The sequence below is a fragment of the Clostridium mediterraneense genome, from assembly GCF_900091705.1.
Lineage (GTDB): Bacteria > Bacillota > Clostridia > Clostridiales > Clostridiaceae > Sarcina > Sarcina mediterraneense.
In genome coordinates, this window is sequence record NZ_LT594785.1 from 2,225,283 (window position 1) to 2,242,602 (window position 17,320).

A 17,320-nucleotide genomic window follows, 5' to 3' on the forward strand; every position below is an offset into this window, starting at 1 on the left:
TTGCTATAATTATATTAAGACTATTAATATATGTTTTAAAGGAGAAGATTTAAAATGGGATTATTCGATAATATAAAGGTTCTTACAAATAACGTTAGTAAAAATGTTTCTGTTTTAGCTGATAATGTAGCTGTAGCAGCAAAGGAAACTCAAAAAATAAATTCTATGAAAAAAGAAGTATCTATTCTAGATGCTGAGATTAACAAAGCATATACTGAAATAGGAAGAAAATTAGTTGAACATATACTTGCAACTAATGAGATGCCAAATATAGATATAAAAGATACTCTAAATATTTTAGATGTTAAAATGACAAAGAAAACTGAGATTAAAAATGCCATTATAGAAATCGAAAAAGCTAAAAAAGATCAGCTTATACTTCATGAAAAAGAAAGAGCTATGGAAACTTACCTAAAGGAAAAGGAAAAGTTAGATAATGCTCTTGCTATGAATGTAATAACTACTGATGAATATAATAAAAAAATCCTTCCACATCAAAATAAAATTACTTACTTTGATGAAATCAAAAATATTGAACAACAATACTCAATGTCTATAATATCTTTTGAAGAAAAGAATGATAAAATAGAAGAAATTCTTAATAGAGATCCAAACACAATGCAATTTTAATATGAAAATAGTGCTGTATCAAATTAATTTAATAAATTAATCTAGATACAGCCTCTTTTTTATTATTATAAAAGTTGCATCAATATATATTTTACAAAAAACTATTTCAATCTTTTATTTTATTCTATTAATAAACTTAATAACTTTGACGAATTGCTTTATTTCGCACTGCAGATCTTTATTATTTATAAATAACAATAAAAGACCTTACTAAAATAAAAATATTTTATATCTATATATAGTATAAATATCTTTAATTTGATAAGGTCTTCCATTTCCTATTATATTATTAGTCTACAATTTAATTATTTTAAGCATGTATATATCCATGTTTTTCATAATGACTTACTACATCAACTTCATTTTTTTCATTCACAAAAACTACTTTTGGTTTATGATTCATGGCTTCATCTCTTGTCATTTCTCCATAAGCCATAATTATTATCTTATCACCTGCTTGTACAAGTCTTGCAGCTGCACCATTTAAACAAATTACACCTGAACCTCTTGCCCCTGCTATTGTATAAGTTTCTAATCTTGCTCCATTATCAATATCAACTATTTGAACCTTTTCATATTCTAATATTCCCGCTGCCTCTAAAAGGTTCTCATCAACAGTTATACTTCCAACATAACTTAAATTTGCCTCTGTAATTGTAGCTCTATGGATTTTTCCATTTAACATTGTTATCTTCATTTTATCTTCCCCCATCTTTATTATGAATTAATTTTCCTATAAATGTTTGTTCTTTAGCTATTAAAATTAACTTAAAAAATAACTTATGAAAAGTATTCTTATTCTAATAAAGTTTTATTTATAATATCTATTATTTCTTTATAATTCTTATTTATAAAAAAATGACCTCCCTGAAATTGATATATATTAAACTGTCCTTCTATAAGCATTCTCCACTCTAATAACTCATCCATAGTAATAGAATCATCCATTCCATTTAAAACAGAAATATCACATTTAACTTTATTTTTTCGTTCCTTAAAATTATATTGGTTAATCATTCTAAAATCACTTCTTAGTATAGGAACAAATAATTCTAAAAGTTCTTCATTTTCAAAAACTTCTTTCTGAGTTCCCCCAAGTTCTATAACCTCTTTTATAAACTCCCCATCCGGTAATTTATGGATATCACTTCTTTTGACTCTTACACTTGGTGCAGCATAACCTGAAAAAAATATGTGCCTTGGTTCCCTAAGTCCCATCTCTCTAATTTTATAATAAAGCTCATAGCCTAAAAGACTTCCCATACTATGTCCAAAAATTGCATATTCTTCATCTTTTATATCTCCTTTTATGATTGTAATTATATCTTCTACTGCTTCATTTAAATTCTGATAAAGTTCCTCATAAAACCTTTTTCCTCGCCCCTTTAATGCTATAGGTAAAATTTTTATCCTGGAATCTAAATATTCTTTCCAGTTTAAATATATAGCTTCTGAGCCACCTGCATAAGGCAAACATATCAATCTCATAATAAATTCCTACTTCCTTTCAATTAATCCTAAAAAGTTATTTATTAATTTATCTTGTTTTAATTCTTTGATAATAATATTGTTATTTTTAAAAGAGCATAATGCTAATTTATATTTAGGTAAAATTTCTATCAATTTTAAAAATTCATAACTTTCTTCTCCTGATTTCTTCACTTTAATATTATTATGTCTATCAAAGAAGATAGTAAATGATTCTAAAGGAATTGATAGCCCTTTACCTTTAAACTTAACATAAGCTTCTTTTAACGTCCATATTTCATAAAATCTATCTACAGTTTCTTCCTTGGTTCCTTCTAAAATATAAGTTACTTCTTCCTTAGAAAAAAAATTTTCAGCGATTTCCTTAAAATCTTGAAATTCCTGCATTTCTTCTATATCAATCCCCACTTCACTATCACTAATTGCTGCAACTATATAACTTCCTGAGTGAGATAAATTAAAATAAAAATCTTCTAATTCTATAATTCTTGGTTTTCCATATTTATTCTCTATAAAATTAATTTCTTTATTTTTTAAATTAAATTTCTCCATCAATTCTGTTCTAATTATTATTTCTCCAATTAAACTCTGAATTTTATCACTTTTTTTTAAAAACTTATTAATTTTCAATTGCTTATTATAGCTAAGATATTGTATTAATCTTTCTAATCTATTTTTTTCTATATCTAAAATTTTAACAATAAATATAACCATAAATTATCTCCATATTTCCCCTCACTCTTTTACATTTTATTCCTATAATATATTATTACATAACAGTCTATTCAATTGAATATCTAACACTCAATTAAATATAGATAAACTATCTTTAAACAAATTTATTAATCAATATATTGATTTAAAATTTTAGTAAAAGCTGTTGCACCATTATAATTCAAATGTGCTACATCCTGGAAATATTCATTATTTGAGGTTATTTCTTTACAATCTTTGAAATTTAAGTATTTAAATTTATATTTATCTTTCAAACTATAAATAAATTCTTCATATTCTTTTTTCCAATGAGCATATTTAGTTACATGAGCTTCTTCCACAGTTTCATATCTAGGAATTATTACAGTATATATTTTAATGTTTGGATTCAATTTATATAAAATTTTCAATGTATTTTCAAAATGAATCTTATTTTCCTCTATAGTTTTATCAAACCTGCAACTTCCGTATTTAGGCATATTATCTGGCATACAATAATCATTTTGTCCTTTTTCTACAACTTTATTTCTTTGCTTTTCTGTTGCAAAATCTCTAAACATTTTTGCTTTAGATTGATCATAAAGGTTATTAAAAAGTAAGTCTCTTATTCTTTTTTCCTCAATAGATAAAGGTTTTATAATTTTACAATTTATTTTTAATAATTCTTCCTCCACTGATGCTGTAAAATTTTTATTTTTTTCATAATTGTGATAATCTAAATTATAGCCTCCCCAGGATAAATAATTGATTAAATCTGATGTTAACGATACATCATAATTAAGGTAATTATAGTCAAAAATATCTAAAATCGCATATTTTAAGCCTTTAATTTTATCATAATAATTTTCTATAATATATTCTAATGTCTTTAAATTATAATAAATATCCTGACTAGATACAGCCAAATTACAAAAATTTTTATCTAAATACTTAGGATTAATTCCTAAAGCTGAATGTGATACCCCTAAAATAATTCCCTCATAGCCTTCTTTATTATCAGGGTTTTCCATAACTCTATCAACCTTTTGACTAGATACTCCATTATGATAAATATGATAAAAATCCACTATTTTAGAAATATCCACTGAAAATTTTATGGATAAATATTTTTTTACCACAGCAGCAGCCTTTAAATTATCTAAAGCTAATACTATATAATCATAATCTATCCGTTTTAATTCATTTAATTTATAAAAATTTACTCCATTAAAACTTGTTATATCTAAATTATTCTCAGTATATCCTACAATATCATGATTATCTTTTATTTTACTTGAAACAAACTTCCCATTTTTACCTAATCCATATATAATAATTTTCATTTAATATCTACCATCTTTCTTTAATAATATAGATAGTCTATCTTTTAATTTATAGCTAGAGACTACATCAAAATTTAAAAAATATCTAATTATCATTCTTTGTAATTTATCACTAAATTAACAGTAGTTGATATCTTTAATTTGACGAAGCCTCTAACAATAAAATTTATTTTAGATTAAAAATTTCTTTTGCTTTTTTTATAATTTCATCTTTTCCTTTTGCATCATAGAATGGACAAATCATTGTTATGGAATCTTTATCTAAATGGATATAAATTTCTTCATCTATATCATTTATTTCTTTATTCTCTAAAATAGTTATTTTATCCTTTCTAAATTTATCATTATTTGAATCAGCAATGGTTATATTTATACTTAGTTCTTCAAATATATTTGATTCTCTAGGTATTATTTCTTTGTATAATCCATCATCTCTATCATTACTCTTATTCCATCCTTTTATTTCTTTTTTATCTAAATCATATAAACAAGGAATACTATCTGCATATAATCCTAAAGTATTTAATGTCTTACCGCTACGAGCATGATGTACCATTGTAAATGGTAGTTTTCTAACATTATTTAAATCTATAATTTTACAGTATTTTTCCAGAGCCCATTCAATTGGATTTTCTACTATTTTCTTTCTTTCAATACTATTAATTTCTTTAGTTACCATAACCTTCGAAACTTTTGAATACTTCGCTTTAAGAATATCTTTATAATTTTCTACTAAATTCCTAATATTATCAATAGAGTCATAAAGTTCTACTGACTTTGAAGCTTTTTTAATTCTATTTACATAGTCATAATAGCTTTCATCTGCTTCAAAGGACTTTTTAGAGTTTATCAAACTATCCTTAATCATATTTAAAAGTATCTCAGATGTCATAAAATCCCAAAGAGCATGATTTACATAGAAAAATACTAAATGAGTATTTTCATCCTTTTCTAGAATCATAACTTTTGATAATAATTCATTTAAATCAAATAATTCTGTTGAATCAAATATTCCTCCAACATACTCATAAGCTTCATCAAAATTTTTTCTCTCAATATAAGGTATATACCAATTTTCTTTAGTTAGTTCTACTAGTACATCTTTTTTATTATCATATACCGTGCGCATTGCTCCCTGCGCAATTATGATGTTAGTTATAGTTTCTATCAACTCATTTTTACTTACATCACCTTTTATTTCTATTGCTAAGGCTGATATAAAAGGAAGCTCTCTATATAAGAAATCCTGTTGAACCTTTAATGGACTATAACACCTATCCTTCTTTGCTTCTTTTTGATTTTTGTTATATTGAGATAACTCTTTATAAATTATTGACTTTTTAAAGTCTTCTTTCTCCTCTTTAAAAAGTGGAATTCTATTAACTTCTACTTCTTTTTCATTCTTTTCATTAGCTCTATCTACTGTATCATTTAAAATCTCTATTAATGCTTTAATAGTATTACTTCTTTTTATATGATTAAATGTTACGTTAATTCCTTCTTTTCTTAACTTAGAAATTAATCTTAATAACTTTATAGAATCTCCACCAAGATTGAAGAAATTATCCTCAAGCCCAACTTTTGAAACTTCTAAAATTTCCTCAAAAATAGAACAAATTATTTTTTCTTTTTCAGTTTCAGGTGGAACATATAGTTCTTTACTCTCTTGAACTATTTGAGGCAATGCATTTTTATCTAATTTTCCACTTTTATTTACGGGTATTTTATCTATTTGCATCATATATGAAGGAATCATATACTCTGGTAAATCTTTACGAATTTCTTTTATCACTTCAGTAAAATCAACTGTTTCATTCGAAATTACATAACTATAAAGACTCTTTTCACCTACTTTATTTTCTCTTACAATTACCACTGCATCTTCAATATTGTCTAGACTTCTTAATACATTAGCAATCTCTCCAAGCTCTATTCTAAATCCTCTAATTTTAACCTGTTCATCCATACGTCCTAAATATTCTAAATCTCCATTTGGGAGCCATCTAGCTAAGTCTCCAGTCCTATAAAGCTTACCTTTTCCATAAGGATTATCAATAAACTTCTCAGCTGTAAGCTCTTCTTTGTTAAGATATCCTTTTGTAACCCCATCTCCAGCAATACATAACTCACCTGGGACCCCTATTCCACAAAGCTTTAAGCCTTGAATAATATAAACTTCAGTGTTAGCAATAGGTCTACCTATTGGAACATTATGATAGCTCTCCTCTCTTGAAAGCTCTTTAGATGTTGACCAAACTGTTGTTTCTGATGGCCCATAAACATTTTGCACTATTGCATTGGTATATTGATGTAACTTCTTAACAATATCCATCCCTACCTTTTCTCCACCAACCATAATGTGCCTTAATGATTTAAAAGTTTTTAATCGTTCTGGATCTGATAATAATATTTTTATTCTACTTGGTGTACTTTGAAGTATTTCAATAGAATTTCTTTCAATAAAGTTACCTAATTCTACTACATCTTCCTGTTCATCACTATTTGCAATAAATGTAGTCATTCCATTTAAGAACACAAGCCATATTTCAGTAGCAAAAATATCGAAAGTCATATTTGTTACTGAGCCCATTTTAGTTAAACCATTTTTAAATACAGTAGCTAAAATACTCTTTTCATTATTTGCCGAGTAATTAACTATATTACTATGTTTAACCATTACGCCTTTTGGTTTTCCTGTTGTTCCTGAAGTATATATTAAATAAAGAGTATCTTCTGGACTATTTATATTTTCTAAATTTCTAGAATCTTCATGATATATATCCTTACTAGCTAAATCGATTATCTCTATTCCTTCACTTCTAATAGTAGATTTATAACTTAATATAGCCTTTGGTTTACAGTCTGAAAGAATATAATTTATTCTTTCCTCAGGATAATTAGGATCTACTGGTACATAAGCTGCTCCTGCTTTTACTATAGCTAAAATTCCAATTACCATCTCAAGACTTCTTTCAGCTGAAATTACTACATACTCATTTCTTTTAATACCTAAGTTACGTAACTTTATAGCTAAGGCAGTAGCTTTTTCATTTAATCTTTCATAACTTAACTCTTCATTTTCAAATACAATAGCCTTATTTTCCCCAAAACTCTCTACTTGCTTTTCAAAAATTTCAATGACAGATTTCTTACTATCATATTCTACTAAGCTATTGTTAAAGTTATTTAATATTTCTTCTTCTTCTTTTGTTATAGTCCTAATTTCTCTGATTAAAATTTGTGAATTTTCAATTACCCTAACAAGAATTTCTTTATAATGGCTTAAAAATCTATCTATACTATCCTTTTTGAATAAAGCTGTTGAATACTCAGCTAATAAATAATAGGTATCTTTATTGTTTTCTACAATTAAACTAAGATCAAATTTTGATATCCTATGCTCTCCCCATACTGGTTTTATTTGAACATTTTCCATTGATAATTCACTAACATCATTATTTTGAAAATTAAACATTACATCAAATAATGGATTTCTAGAAAAATCTCTTCTTACATCTATAGCCTCTACTAAATCTTCAAAAGGATATTCTTGATTCTCATAAGATTTAAGACAACTTTCCTTTACCTTACTTAAGAACTCTTCAAAACTCTTATTGGTTTCTATTTTTTCTCTTATTGCTAAGGTATTTATAAATACTCCTAGCATAGATTCTATATCTTTATTTATTCTTCCAGATATAGCTGTTCCAACTACTATATCCTCTTGATTACTATATTTATTTAATGTCACCATAAATACTGCTAAAAGAACCATATACTCAGTTGTTCCTGTATTAGCACATAACTTTTCTATTCCTTCTTTTATTTCCTTTTCTATTTCAGTACTAACCAATGCACCTTCATAGCTTTGTTCTAGAGGTCTATTATAATCATAAGGTAAATCTATTACTGGTACTTCTTCTTCAAATTTGCTTAACCAATACTCCCTTTGACTTTCTAAGTTTCTAGTTCTCATCCACTCACTATAGTCTTTATATTGTAACTTAAGTTTTTCAAGTGTTTTACCATTATATAAGCTTGAAAATTCTCTAATGAAAATGCCCATACTCATCCCATCACTAACTATATGATGAATATCTAAAAGCAAGTAATATTTACCTTTCTTTTTTATTACTTTTGCTCTTAATAGCTCTCCATTTTCTAAATTAAAAGCTTTAACAAAATTTTTAATAATTACTTTTATCTCTTCTTCTTTTTCCTCATAGGAATAATCAAGTTCTACCTTACTTAGGATTTTTTGAACTAATTCTCCATCCTCTATTACAAAAGCTGTTCTTAAGATTTCATGACGATTTATAAGTTCTTCTAATACTACTTTTATTTTCTCAACATTTACTTCACCATCTAATTCATAACATATTGGCATATTGTAAACTGTACTCTGTTTATCCATCTGCCATAATAAATAAATTCTTCTTTCTGTTGCTGACATTGGATAAAACTTTTTCTCTTTTGCTTTTTCTATAATATCATCCCTATTATTCTCAGTATTTTCTACATATCTAGCTATAGCTTCTACTGTTTTTTCAGTGAAAATAACTTTAAGTGGAATTCTTACGCCTGTTTCAGCTTCAATTCTATTTGCTACTTTAGTAGCTCTTAAAGAATGTCCACCTATTTCAAAGAAGTTTTCATCTACACTTATTTTTTCTAAACCTGTAACCTCTTCAAATATTTCTACAATTATCTTTTCTATTTTAGTTCTTGCTGCTATATATTCTACTCTACTTTTCTCAACTATCTCAGGAAGAGCTTTTTTATCTAATTTTCCACTTTTATTTACAGGGATTTTATCTATCTGCATCATATATGAAGGTATCATATACTCTGGTAAATCCTTACGTATTTTCTTTCTAATCTCAGCTAAATCAACTGATTCACTTGAAATTATATAACCATAAAGATCCTTTTCCCCTACTTTATTTTCTCTTACTATTACCACTGCATCTTCAATATTTTCTAGACCTCTTAATACATTAGAAATTTCTCCAAGCTCTATTCTAAATCCTCTGATTTTAACTTGCTCATCCATACGACCTAAATATTCTAAATCACCATTTGGAAGCCATCTAGCTAAATCTCCAGTTCTATAAAGCTTACCTTTTCCATAAGGGTTATCAATGAACTTATCCTTTGTAAGCTCTGGTTTATTAAGATATCCCTTTGCTACACCATCACCAGCAATACATAATTCTCCAGCAATTCCAATTGAACAAAGAGCTAACCCTTGAAGAATATAAACTTCTGTATTGGCTATTGGTTTTCCTATTGGAACATTTTTATAATCCTTATCCCTTGAAAGTTCCTTAGCCGTTGACCATACTGTTGTTTCTGATGGACCATATACATTTTCTATTGTCGCTTCTGTGTATTCATGAAGTTTTTTAACTATATCACTATCTACTTTTTCTCCACCAACCATAATATATTTTAATGATTTAAGAGCTTTTAATCTCTCTGGTTTTGATAAAAGTATCTTAATTCTACTTGGTGTAGTTTGAAGAATTTCAATTGAATTTCTTTCAATGAAATTACTTAATTCAACTACATCTTCCTGCTCATCATTATTTGCAATAAATGTAGTCATTCCATTTAATAATACAAGCCATATTTCTGTAGCAAAAATATCAAAGGTCATGTTTGTTACTGAACCCATTTTAGTTAAACCATTTTTAAATACAGTAGCTAAAATACTCTTTTCATTGTTTGCTGAATAGTTAACTATATTGCTATGCTTAACCATTACTCCTTTTGGTTTTCCTGTTGTTCCTGAAGTGTATATTAAGTAAAGAATATCTTCTGGACTATTTATATTTTCTAAAACTGAAGAATTCTCTTCATATATATCCTTACTAGCTAAATCAATTATCTCTATTTCTTGACTTCTAATAGTAGATTTATAACTTAATATAGCCTTTGGTTTACAGTCTGAAAGAATATAACTTATTCTTTCCTCAGGATAATTAGGATCTACTGGTACATAAGCTGCTCCTGCTTTTACTATAGCTAAAATTCCAATTACCATCTCAAGACTTCTTTCAGTAGAAATTACTACATACTCATTTCTCTTTATACCTAGATTACGTAACTTTCTAGCTAAACTATTAACTCTCTCATTTAATTCTTTATAACTTAAACTTTCTCTTTCAAAAACTACTGCTATATTATCTTCATTTTCCCAAAGCTTACTTTCAAAAAGTTCTGATATTGTTTTATCTTTTTCATAATTTACTTTACTGTTATTAAAATCTATTAACACTTTGTTTCTCTCTTCTTCTTGTAAAACTTCAATATCTTGAATTAGTATATTTTCATCTTGAATAACAGTATTTATTAAGTTAATAAAGTGATTCTTTATTTTTTCTACATTTTCTTTTGAATAAATAAATTCATTAAATTGAAATTTAAGCCCTATTACTCCCTTATAAGCAACCATTATATTAAAATCATAATTAGTTTCCTCAAAACCATCTAACGATAAAATTTCCAATTTTTCTTTTTTATCATATTTAGATTCATTCTCAATTGGGTAATTTTCAAAAATCATTATATTATTAATTAATCTGTCCTTTACCTCACTTAATTGTTGGATTTTTCCCAAAGGATAATAATCATATTCATTACTTTCTTTATATGATTTATTAATATTTTCTAATAAATCTTTAAAAGTAAAGTTATCCGCTAATTTAACTCTTAAAGGTATAGTATTTATAAATAATCCTAGCATATTTTCAATACCAGTAACCTCTGCATTTCTTCCTGATACAACATATCCAAATACAATATCATTACTATTATTATATTTTTGAAGTAGTATAGCCCATAAACTTTGAATTATATTATTTATAGTTACTTTATTATCTCTAGCTATCTTTTCTAATTTACTACTTATCGATTCATCTAAGATATAGTTAATTTCACTATTTTTATAGCCATCTTTTTTATCTTCATTTTCAAAAGGTACTTTAGCTACTTCGTTATAATCTAATAAATAATTCTCCCAATAATTCTCAGCTTCTTCTTCATTTTTATTTTTAATCCATTTTATATAATTTGAATAAGAACTTACTTCTTTCAACATTGCATCTTGCCCAAATTTTAATTGGTTATAAATTTTAAATAGCTCTGATATTAATATACTTAAACACCAACCATCCAATATAATATGGTGATTACTTAAAATTAACTTATAAATATCATTTTGTGTTCTAACAACCTTTAATCTTATAAGAATGTCTTTATTTAATTTAAATTTATTCTTTTTATCTTCAGCAATTAACCTTTGAAGATAAATTTGTTCATCTATTAATTCATTACTTTTATCAATATAATCAATCTTAGCTTTTCTTTCCTCAAAGACAACTTGCATATTTTTATTAAAATTTTTATTATCAAAAATAGTTCTTAATATATCATGTCTTTTTATTAACTTATTAAATGATATCTCCATCATATTAATATCTAATTCACCTTTTACTGTTAAAACTACAACCTCATGATACGCTTCTGATTCTTCATCTAATAAAGCATGATATAACATCCCTTCCTGCATTGAACTTAAAGGATAGATATCTTTTATATTATTAAAACACTTTAAATAAGGCTTTAATTCATCTAAACTTATATTTTCCTCAGTTATATCTGCTGCTGTTTTTTCAGCAATCTCTTTAGATATACAATGATTGATTATCTCAATAAGATTTGCTTTATAGTTCTTTGATAATGCTTTTATAGTTTCTTCATTATAGTCATTATCACTATAAATAATATTCAAGTTTAAGCAGTTATTCATTAAAATAGCTGAAAAATCTAATAGGTGTAAAATTTCATTATTTAAAGAAATAGATTCTCCTGAATTAATAGTTGAAGCAGTAAATATAGTATTATTTATATCCCTATCAAATTGTCCTAAATAATTAAATGATATTTCAGGTTTTAATTTAAATTCTTTTCCATCCTTTGTTTCATTATTAGCCAAATATCTAATTATTCCATAGTTAATTCCCTTATCTGGTATTCTTCTCAATAAATCTTTAGTATTTTTTATTGTCTCTGCTAAATCTTTTTTTGCCTTTAATACCACTGGATATTGAGAAGTAAACCACCCTACAGTTCTTGTTATATCTACATTTTTTATTATCTCTTCTCTTCCATGCGCTTCTAAATTAATTAAAGTATTCTCTTCTCCAGTCCATTTATATATAGTTAAGGCTAACGCTGCTAGTAATATATCATTAATTTCTGTGTTGTATGCTTTATTTACTTTCTTTAATAAATTTTCTGTCTCTTCCTTAGAAAGCTCCATTGCAACGTTCTTTAGGCTAGAAAACTTTGAATCTTGTCCTTTTTTATCTTTAGGTAACTTTCTTAACTTAGATTTTTCTATTTCATTCCAGTAATTAACTTCTTTTTTCACCTTATAGCTATTCCCATACTCTTTTTGTTTGCTTGCCCACTCTTTAAAGGAAGTACTTTTCTCCTGAAGAACTATTTCTTCTCCATTTTTAGCCATTAAATAAGCATTTTGTAAATCTTCAAATATTATTCTCCAAGAAACTCCATCCACTACTAAATGATGAATTGCTATTAGAAGATGATCCCCATCTTTAGTTTCAAATAACCCTAATTTAACAAGAGGACCCTTTTCTAAGCTTATACTACCTTGTATTTTATTGCAGGCTTCTTTAATTTTCTCTTCACAAATAAAGTTATCATTTCTATAATCATGGATAGTTAAATCATAGAGATTTTCATCTATAGCTCTATTCTTCTGTTTTATTTCTCCGTTTATTACAGTATAACTCATTCTTAAAGCATCATGATGGCTAACTATTTTATCAAATGATTTCTCTAATAATTCTTTCTCAAATCCCTCTTTACTAAATATCATCATTGCTTGATTCCAATGATAATTTTCTTTGAAATTCATTTCAAAGAACCATTTTTGTATAGGTGTTAACTCTACATCTCCTGTTACTTCCTCTTGACTGACTTTTAAAACTTTTTCTTTTATATTTTTGCTTAATTCTTTAATTGTTGGGTTATTAAATAAATCTTTAACTCCAAAATAATATCCATAGTTCTTAGCTCTTGAAATTACTTGAATCGATTTTATAGAATCTCCACCTAAACTAAAGAAATCATCATTGATACCCACTCTATCTACAGCTAAAACATTTTTCCATATACTTACTAAAGATTTTTCAACTTCTGTTCTAGGTCTTTCATATTCTATTTCACTATCTAACTTTAAAGAAATTTCAGATAGTTTATTTTTATCTAACTTTCCATTTGCTGTTAGTGGAATTTTATCTAACTCTAAGAATGAAGATGGTATCATATAGCTTGGAAGGAATGCTTTAAGTTTTTTCTTTAATTCTTTTTGACTATATTTAATGTCTCCTATATAATAAGCTACTAAATATTTTATATTATCTTTATTTACATCTAGTACTCTAGCTTCTTTTATTCCCTCTATCTTCATTAAATTACTTTCAATTTCTCCAAGTTCTATTCTAAAACCTTTTATTTTAACTTGATTATCTATTCTACCTAAGAATTCTATATTTCCATCTGGTAGCCACCTTGCTAAATCTCCTGTTTTATAAATAACTTGTCCCTTTTCAAATGGATTTTCTATAAATTTCTCCTTTGTCAATTCCTGATTATTTAAATAGCCTCTAGCTACAGAATCGCCACTTACAGCTAATTCTCCTACTATAGCAACTGGAACCTTATTAAGCTTTTTATCTAAAATGTAAATTTTAGTATTTCTAAGTCCTTTACCTATTGGAACTGCTTTATTATAATCTTCCTTACCAGTAACCTTATAGAAAGTTGAACAAATCGTTGCCTCAGTAGGACCATATCCATTTACTATTTCTAAATTTCTATTTAAGCTACAAAAGTCTGATAAAATTTTTCCTCTTATAGCTTCAACTCCTACAAGCATTTTATTCAATCTAATATCTTTTTCAATTTTCTTTAGTTCTTCATAAACATATTTCAACAATGATGGTGGAATATAGGTAAATGTTATATCTTTCTCTACTATTAATTTTGCTATCTCCACTACATCAAAGGTTTTATGCTTGTCATTGATTACTAAGGTAGCACCTGAAGTTAATGCTATAAAGAACTCACAAACACTTACATCAAATACATAGTTTGTTAATGAAAGAACCTTATCTTCTCTTCCAAAACCACTGTTGAAAATATCTCTTAATGAAGCTATAAAGTTATGAAGATTTGAGTGCTTAACCATTACCCCTTTAGGATTTCCTGTTGTTCCTGACGTATAAATAACATAAGCTAAATCATCTTTCCTATTTATCTTCTCTAAATTTTCTATTTTTTTGTTATATAAGCTATTTTCAGATAGATCTATAATCTCACCATCAAATTCTAACTCTTCTTTTTCTTCACCTTTAGTTAGTAATAACCTACTATTACTATTCTTTAAAATATACTCTATTCTTCCCTTTGGCCATGTTTCATCAATTGGTAAATATGCTCCACCTGCTTTTAAAATAGCTATTATAGAAATTATCATTTCTATAGAACGGTCTACTTTTATAGCTACAATAGAATCTACTGTTACTGCTTTCTCTCTTAATATACTAGCTAAAGAGTTTGCTTTTTCATTAAGTTCCTTATAAGTTAACTCATTATTTTTGAAACTTACTGCAATTCCATCTCCCTGCTCTTTAACTTTTTCTTCAAAAATATCAACTATGGTTTTTTCTTTATCAAAATCTAAGAAAGTATCATTAAACTTATCTAAAGTTAATTCCTCCTCATTAGTTAAAATATTAATTTCACCAATAAGACCTTCTGGTTTACTTATTATATTAGAGATAACCTCTTTAAAGTGAACTAAGAATCTTTCTATAGTTTCCTTTTTGAATAACGCTCTACAATATTCTGCTCCTACATAATAAACATCTGTACTATTTTCAACAATAACACTTAAATCAAATTTTGATACCTTATGATTTCCCCATACTTGACTTATCTCTAGCTGATTCATATCAAGGTTAACCACTTCGTTATTTTGTAGGTTGAACATTACATCAAATAATGGATTTCTAGATAAGTCTCTCCTAACCTTTACTGCTTCTACTAACTCTTCAAAAGGATATTCTTGATTTTCATAAGCCTTAAGACAACTTTCTTTCAATTCATAAATAAAATCAATAATCCTTTTATTTCCTTCTGGCTTTTCTCTCATGGCTAATGTATTTACAAACATCCCCATCATAGATTCCATATCTCTATTTGTTCTACCTGAAATAGGAGTTCCAACTACAATATCCTCTTGAGCTGTATATTTATTTAAAGTTATCATATATGAAGCTAAAAGAATCATATATTCAGTTGCTCCTGTTTGCTTACATAAGTCTTCTATTCCCTTTTTTATATCTTTTGATAGAACTATAGTTTCTACTTCACCTTCATAACTTTGCTCTGATGGCCTATTATAATCATAAGGTAAATTAATTACAGGAACCTCTTCTACAAATTTACTTACCCAATATTCCTTTTGCTCATTTAAATCACGTTTATTCATCCACTCACTATAGTCTTTATATTGTAATTTAAGCTCTTGAAGATTTTCTCCATTATAAAGCTTTGAAAACTCATTGATAAAAATCCCCATACTCATACCATCACTGACTATATGATGCATATCTATAAGTAGATAATAATCCTCTTTATTTTTTACAAGTTTCATTCTTAACAAGTTTCCATTATCTAAATCAAATGCTTTTGTAAAACTCTCTAAAACTTTTAAAATTTGATTTTCATTTTCCTCATAACTATAATCAATTTCTACTTTTTCATTAACTTTTTGTATAAACTCTTCATCCTTCATAGCAAAGGAAGTTCTTAAAATTTCATGACGTTTAATAAGTTTTTCTAACGCCTCTTTTACTGCAGCTTCATTTACCTTGCCCTCTAATTTATAGGCCATTGGCATATTATACGCAGTACTTTCTTTATCCATCTTCCAAATTAAATAAACTCTCTTTTGTATAGAAGACATTAAATAATATTCTTTTTTCTCTGCTCTATTTATATAGCCTCCCTGTTCACTACCAATATTCTCTATATATTTAGCTATTCCTTCTGCTGTTTTTTCTGAGAAAATCACTTTAATAGGAACTCTTACTGAAGTTTCAGCCTCGATTCTATTAACAACTCTTGTAGCTCTTAATGAATGTCCTCCTATTTCAAAGAAATTAGCATCTACACTTATTTCTTTTATTCCAATAATCTCTTCAAAAATTGAAACAACCATTTTTTCCATTTCTGTTCTTGGAACTATATATTCTCTATTATTATCCTCAACTATATCTGGAAGTGCTCTTTTATCTAACTTTCCATTTCTATTAAGAGGTAAACTATCTATCTCCATCATATAAGCAGGAACCATATATTCTGGAAGCTCTCTTTTAAGTTCTTTTTTAATATCCTTAATATCTACAGTTTTTTCTGAAACTATATAAGCATAAATAGCCTCTTCACCATTTCTATCCTTCTTATTTATAACGGCAGCATCTTTTACATAATTAATTTTACAAATTGCATTTGTAATTTCTCCAAGCTCTATTCTAAAACCTCTTATTTTAATTTGTTGATCTGCTCTTCCTAAATATTCAATATTTCCATCTGAAAGCCATCTTGCTAAATCTCCAGTTTTATAAAGTTTTCCTTCTCCAAATGGATTTTCTATAAATCGTTCCTTTGTAAGTTCCTCCCTATTTAAATATCCTCTTGCTACAGAGTCACCTGAAATATACATTTCTCCCTGTACATTAATTGGAACTTTATTCATCATTTTATCTAAAATAAATATTTTATTATTAGCAATTGGAGTTCCTATAGTCGGAATTCCCTTTATATTATTCTTAGAGTCTATAGTTAAAGTAGTTACAACATGAGTTTCAGAAGGACCATAATGATTATGAAGTTTCACTTTATTTTCCGCTATAAGATTTTGTGTTTCTAAAGTCAAAGTTAACTGCTCTCCTGCAACCACTATATGATTAGTATTTTTAATAATAGTTTCTATATAATTTCTTTCTGATTGTAATAATTTAAAATAAGCTGTTGGTAAAAATACTGTTTTAATTTCATTTTTA

At 26.7% G+C, this 17,320-nt stretch carries 6 protein-coding genes; 1 reads left to right on the forward strand and 5 read right to left on the reverse strand.

What is annotated here, in order from left to right:
* Window positions 1–54: 54 nt before the first annotated feature.
* Window positions 55–630, forward strand: coding sequence for a hypothetical protein (locus tag BN8917_RS12290; RefSeq protein WP_066874811.1), 576 nt, complete (start codon window positions 55–57; stop codon window positions 628–630).
* A 310-nt stretch (window positions 631–940) separates the two neighbouring features.
* Here BN8917_RS12290 and panD read toward each other — a convergent pair whose 3' ends face one another.
* From panD to BN8917_RS12315, 5 genes are all read right to left on the reverse strand, one after another.
* Window positions 941–1,327 (reverse strand): aspartate 1-decarboxylase, encoded by a 387-nt coding sequence (gene panD, locus BN8917_RS12295; protein ID WP_066874812.1) that lies wholly within the window; start codon window positions 1,325–1,327, stop codon window positions 941–943.
* Between the two features lie 98 nt (window positions 1,328–1,425).
* Entirely contained in the window at window positions 1,426–2,118 is a 693-nt protein-coding gene (locus BN8917_RS14200) for a thioesterase II family protein (RefSeq protein WP_066874813.1), read from the reverse strand.
* Between the two features lie 9 nt (window positions 2,119–2,127).
* On the reverse strand, window positions 2,128–2,832 hold the full coding sequence (locus BN8917_RS14205) for a 4'-phosphopantetheinyl transferase family protein (RefSeq protein WP_066874814.1): 705 nt from the start codon (window positions 2,830–2,832) through the stop codon (window positions 2,128–2,130).
* Window positions 2,833–2,960: 128 nt separating this feature from the next.
* Window positions 2,961–4,154, reverse strand: a complete 1,194-nt coding sequence (locus BN8917_RS12310; RefSeq protein WP_066874815.1) for a hypothetical protein — start codon at window positions 4,152–4,154, stop codon at window positions 2,961–2,963.
* Between the two features lie 166 nt (window positions 4,155–4,320).
* Complete coding sequence (locus BN8917_RS12315) at window positions 4,321–17,310, reverse strand: non-ribosomal peptide synthetase (protein WP_265327640.1); 12,990 nt, start codon at window positions 17,308–17,310, stop codon at window positions 4,321–4,323.
* Between the last annotated feature and the right edge of the window lie 10 nt (window positions 17,311–17,320).

What these genes read in the sequence shown, in the direction of transcription:
- BN8917_RS12290 (WP_066874811.1), top strand. Translation starts at nt 55, where the DNA reads ATGGGATTATTCGATAATATAAAGGTTCTTACAAATAACGTTAGTAAA.
- panD (WP_066874812.1), bottom strand. Translation starts at nt 1,327, where the DNA reads ATGAAGATAACAATGTTAAATGGAAAAATCCATAGAGCTACAATTACA.
- BN8917_RS14200 (WP_066874813.1), bottom strand. Translation starts at nt 2,118, where the DNA reads ATGAGATTGATATGTTTGCCTTATGCAGGTGGCTCAGAAGCTATATAT.
- BN8917_RS14205 (WP_066874814.1), bottom strand. Translation starts at nt 2,832, where the DNA reads ATGGTTATATTTATTGTTAAAATTTTAGATATAGAAAAAAATAGATTA.
- BN8917_RS12310 (WP_066874815.1), bottom strand. Translation starts at nt 4,154, where the DNA reads ATGAAAATTATTATATATGGATTAGGTAAAAATGGGAAGTTTGTTTCA.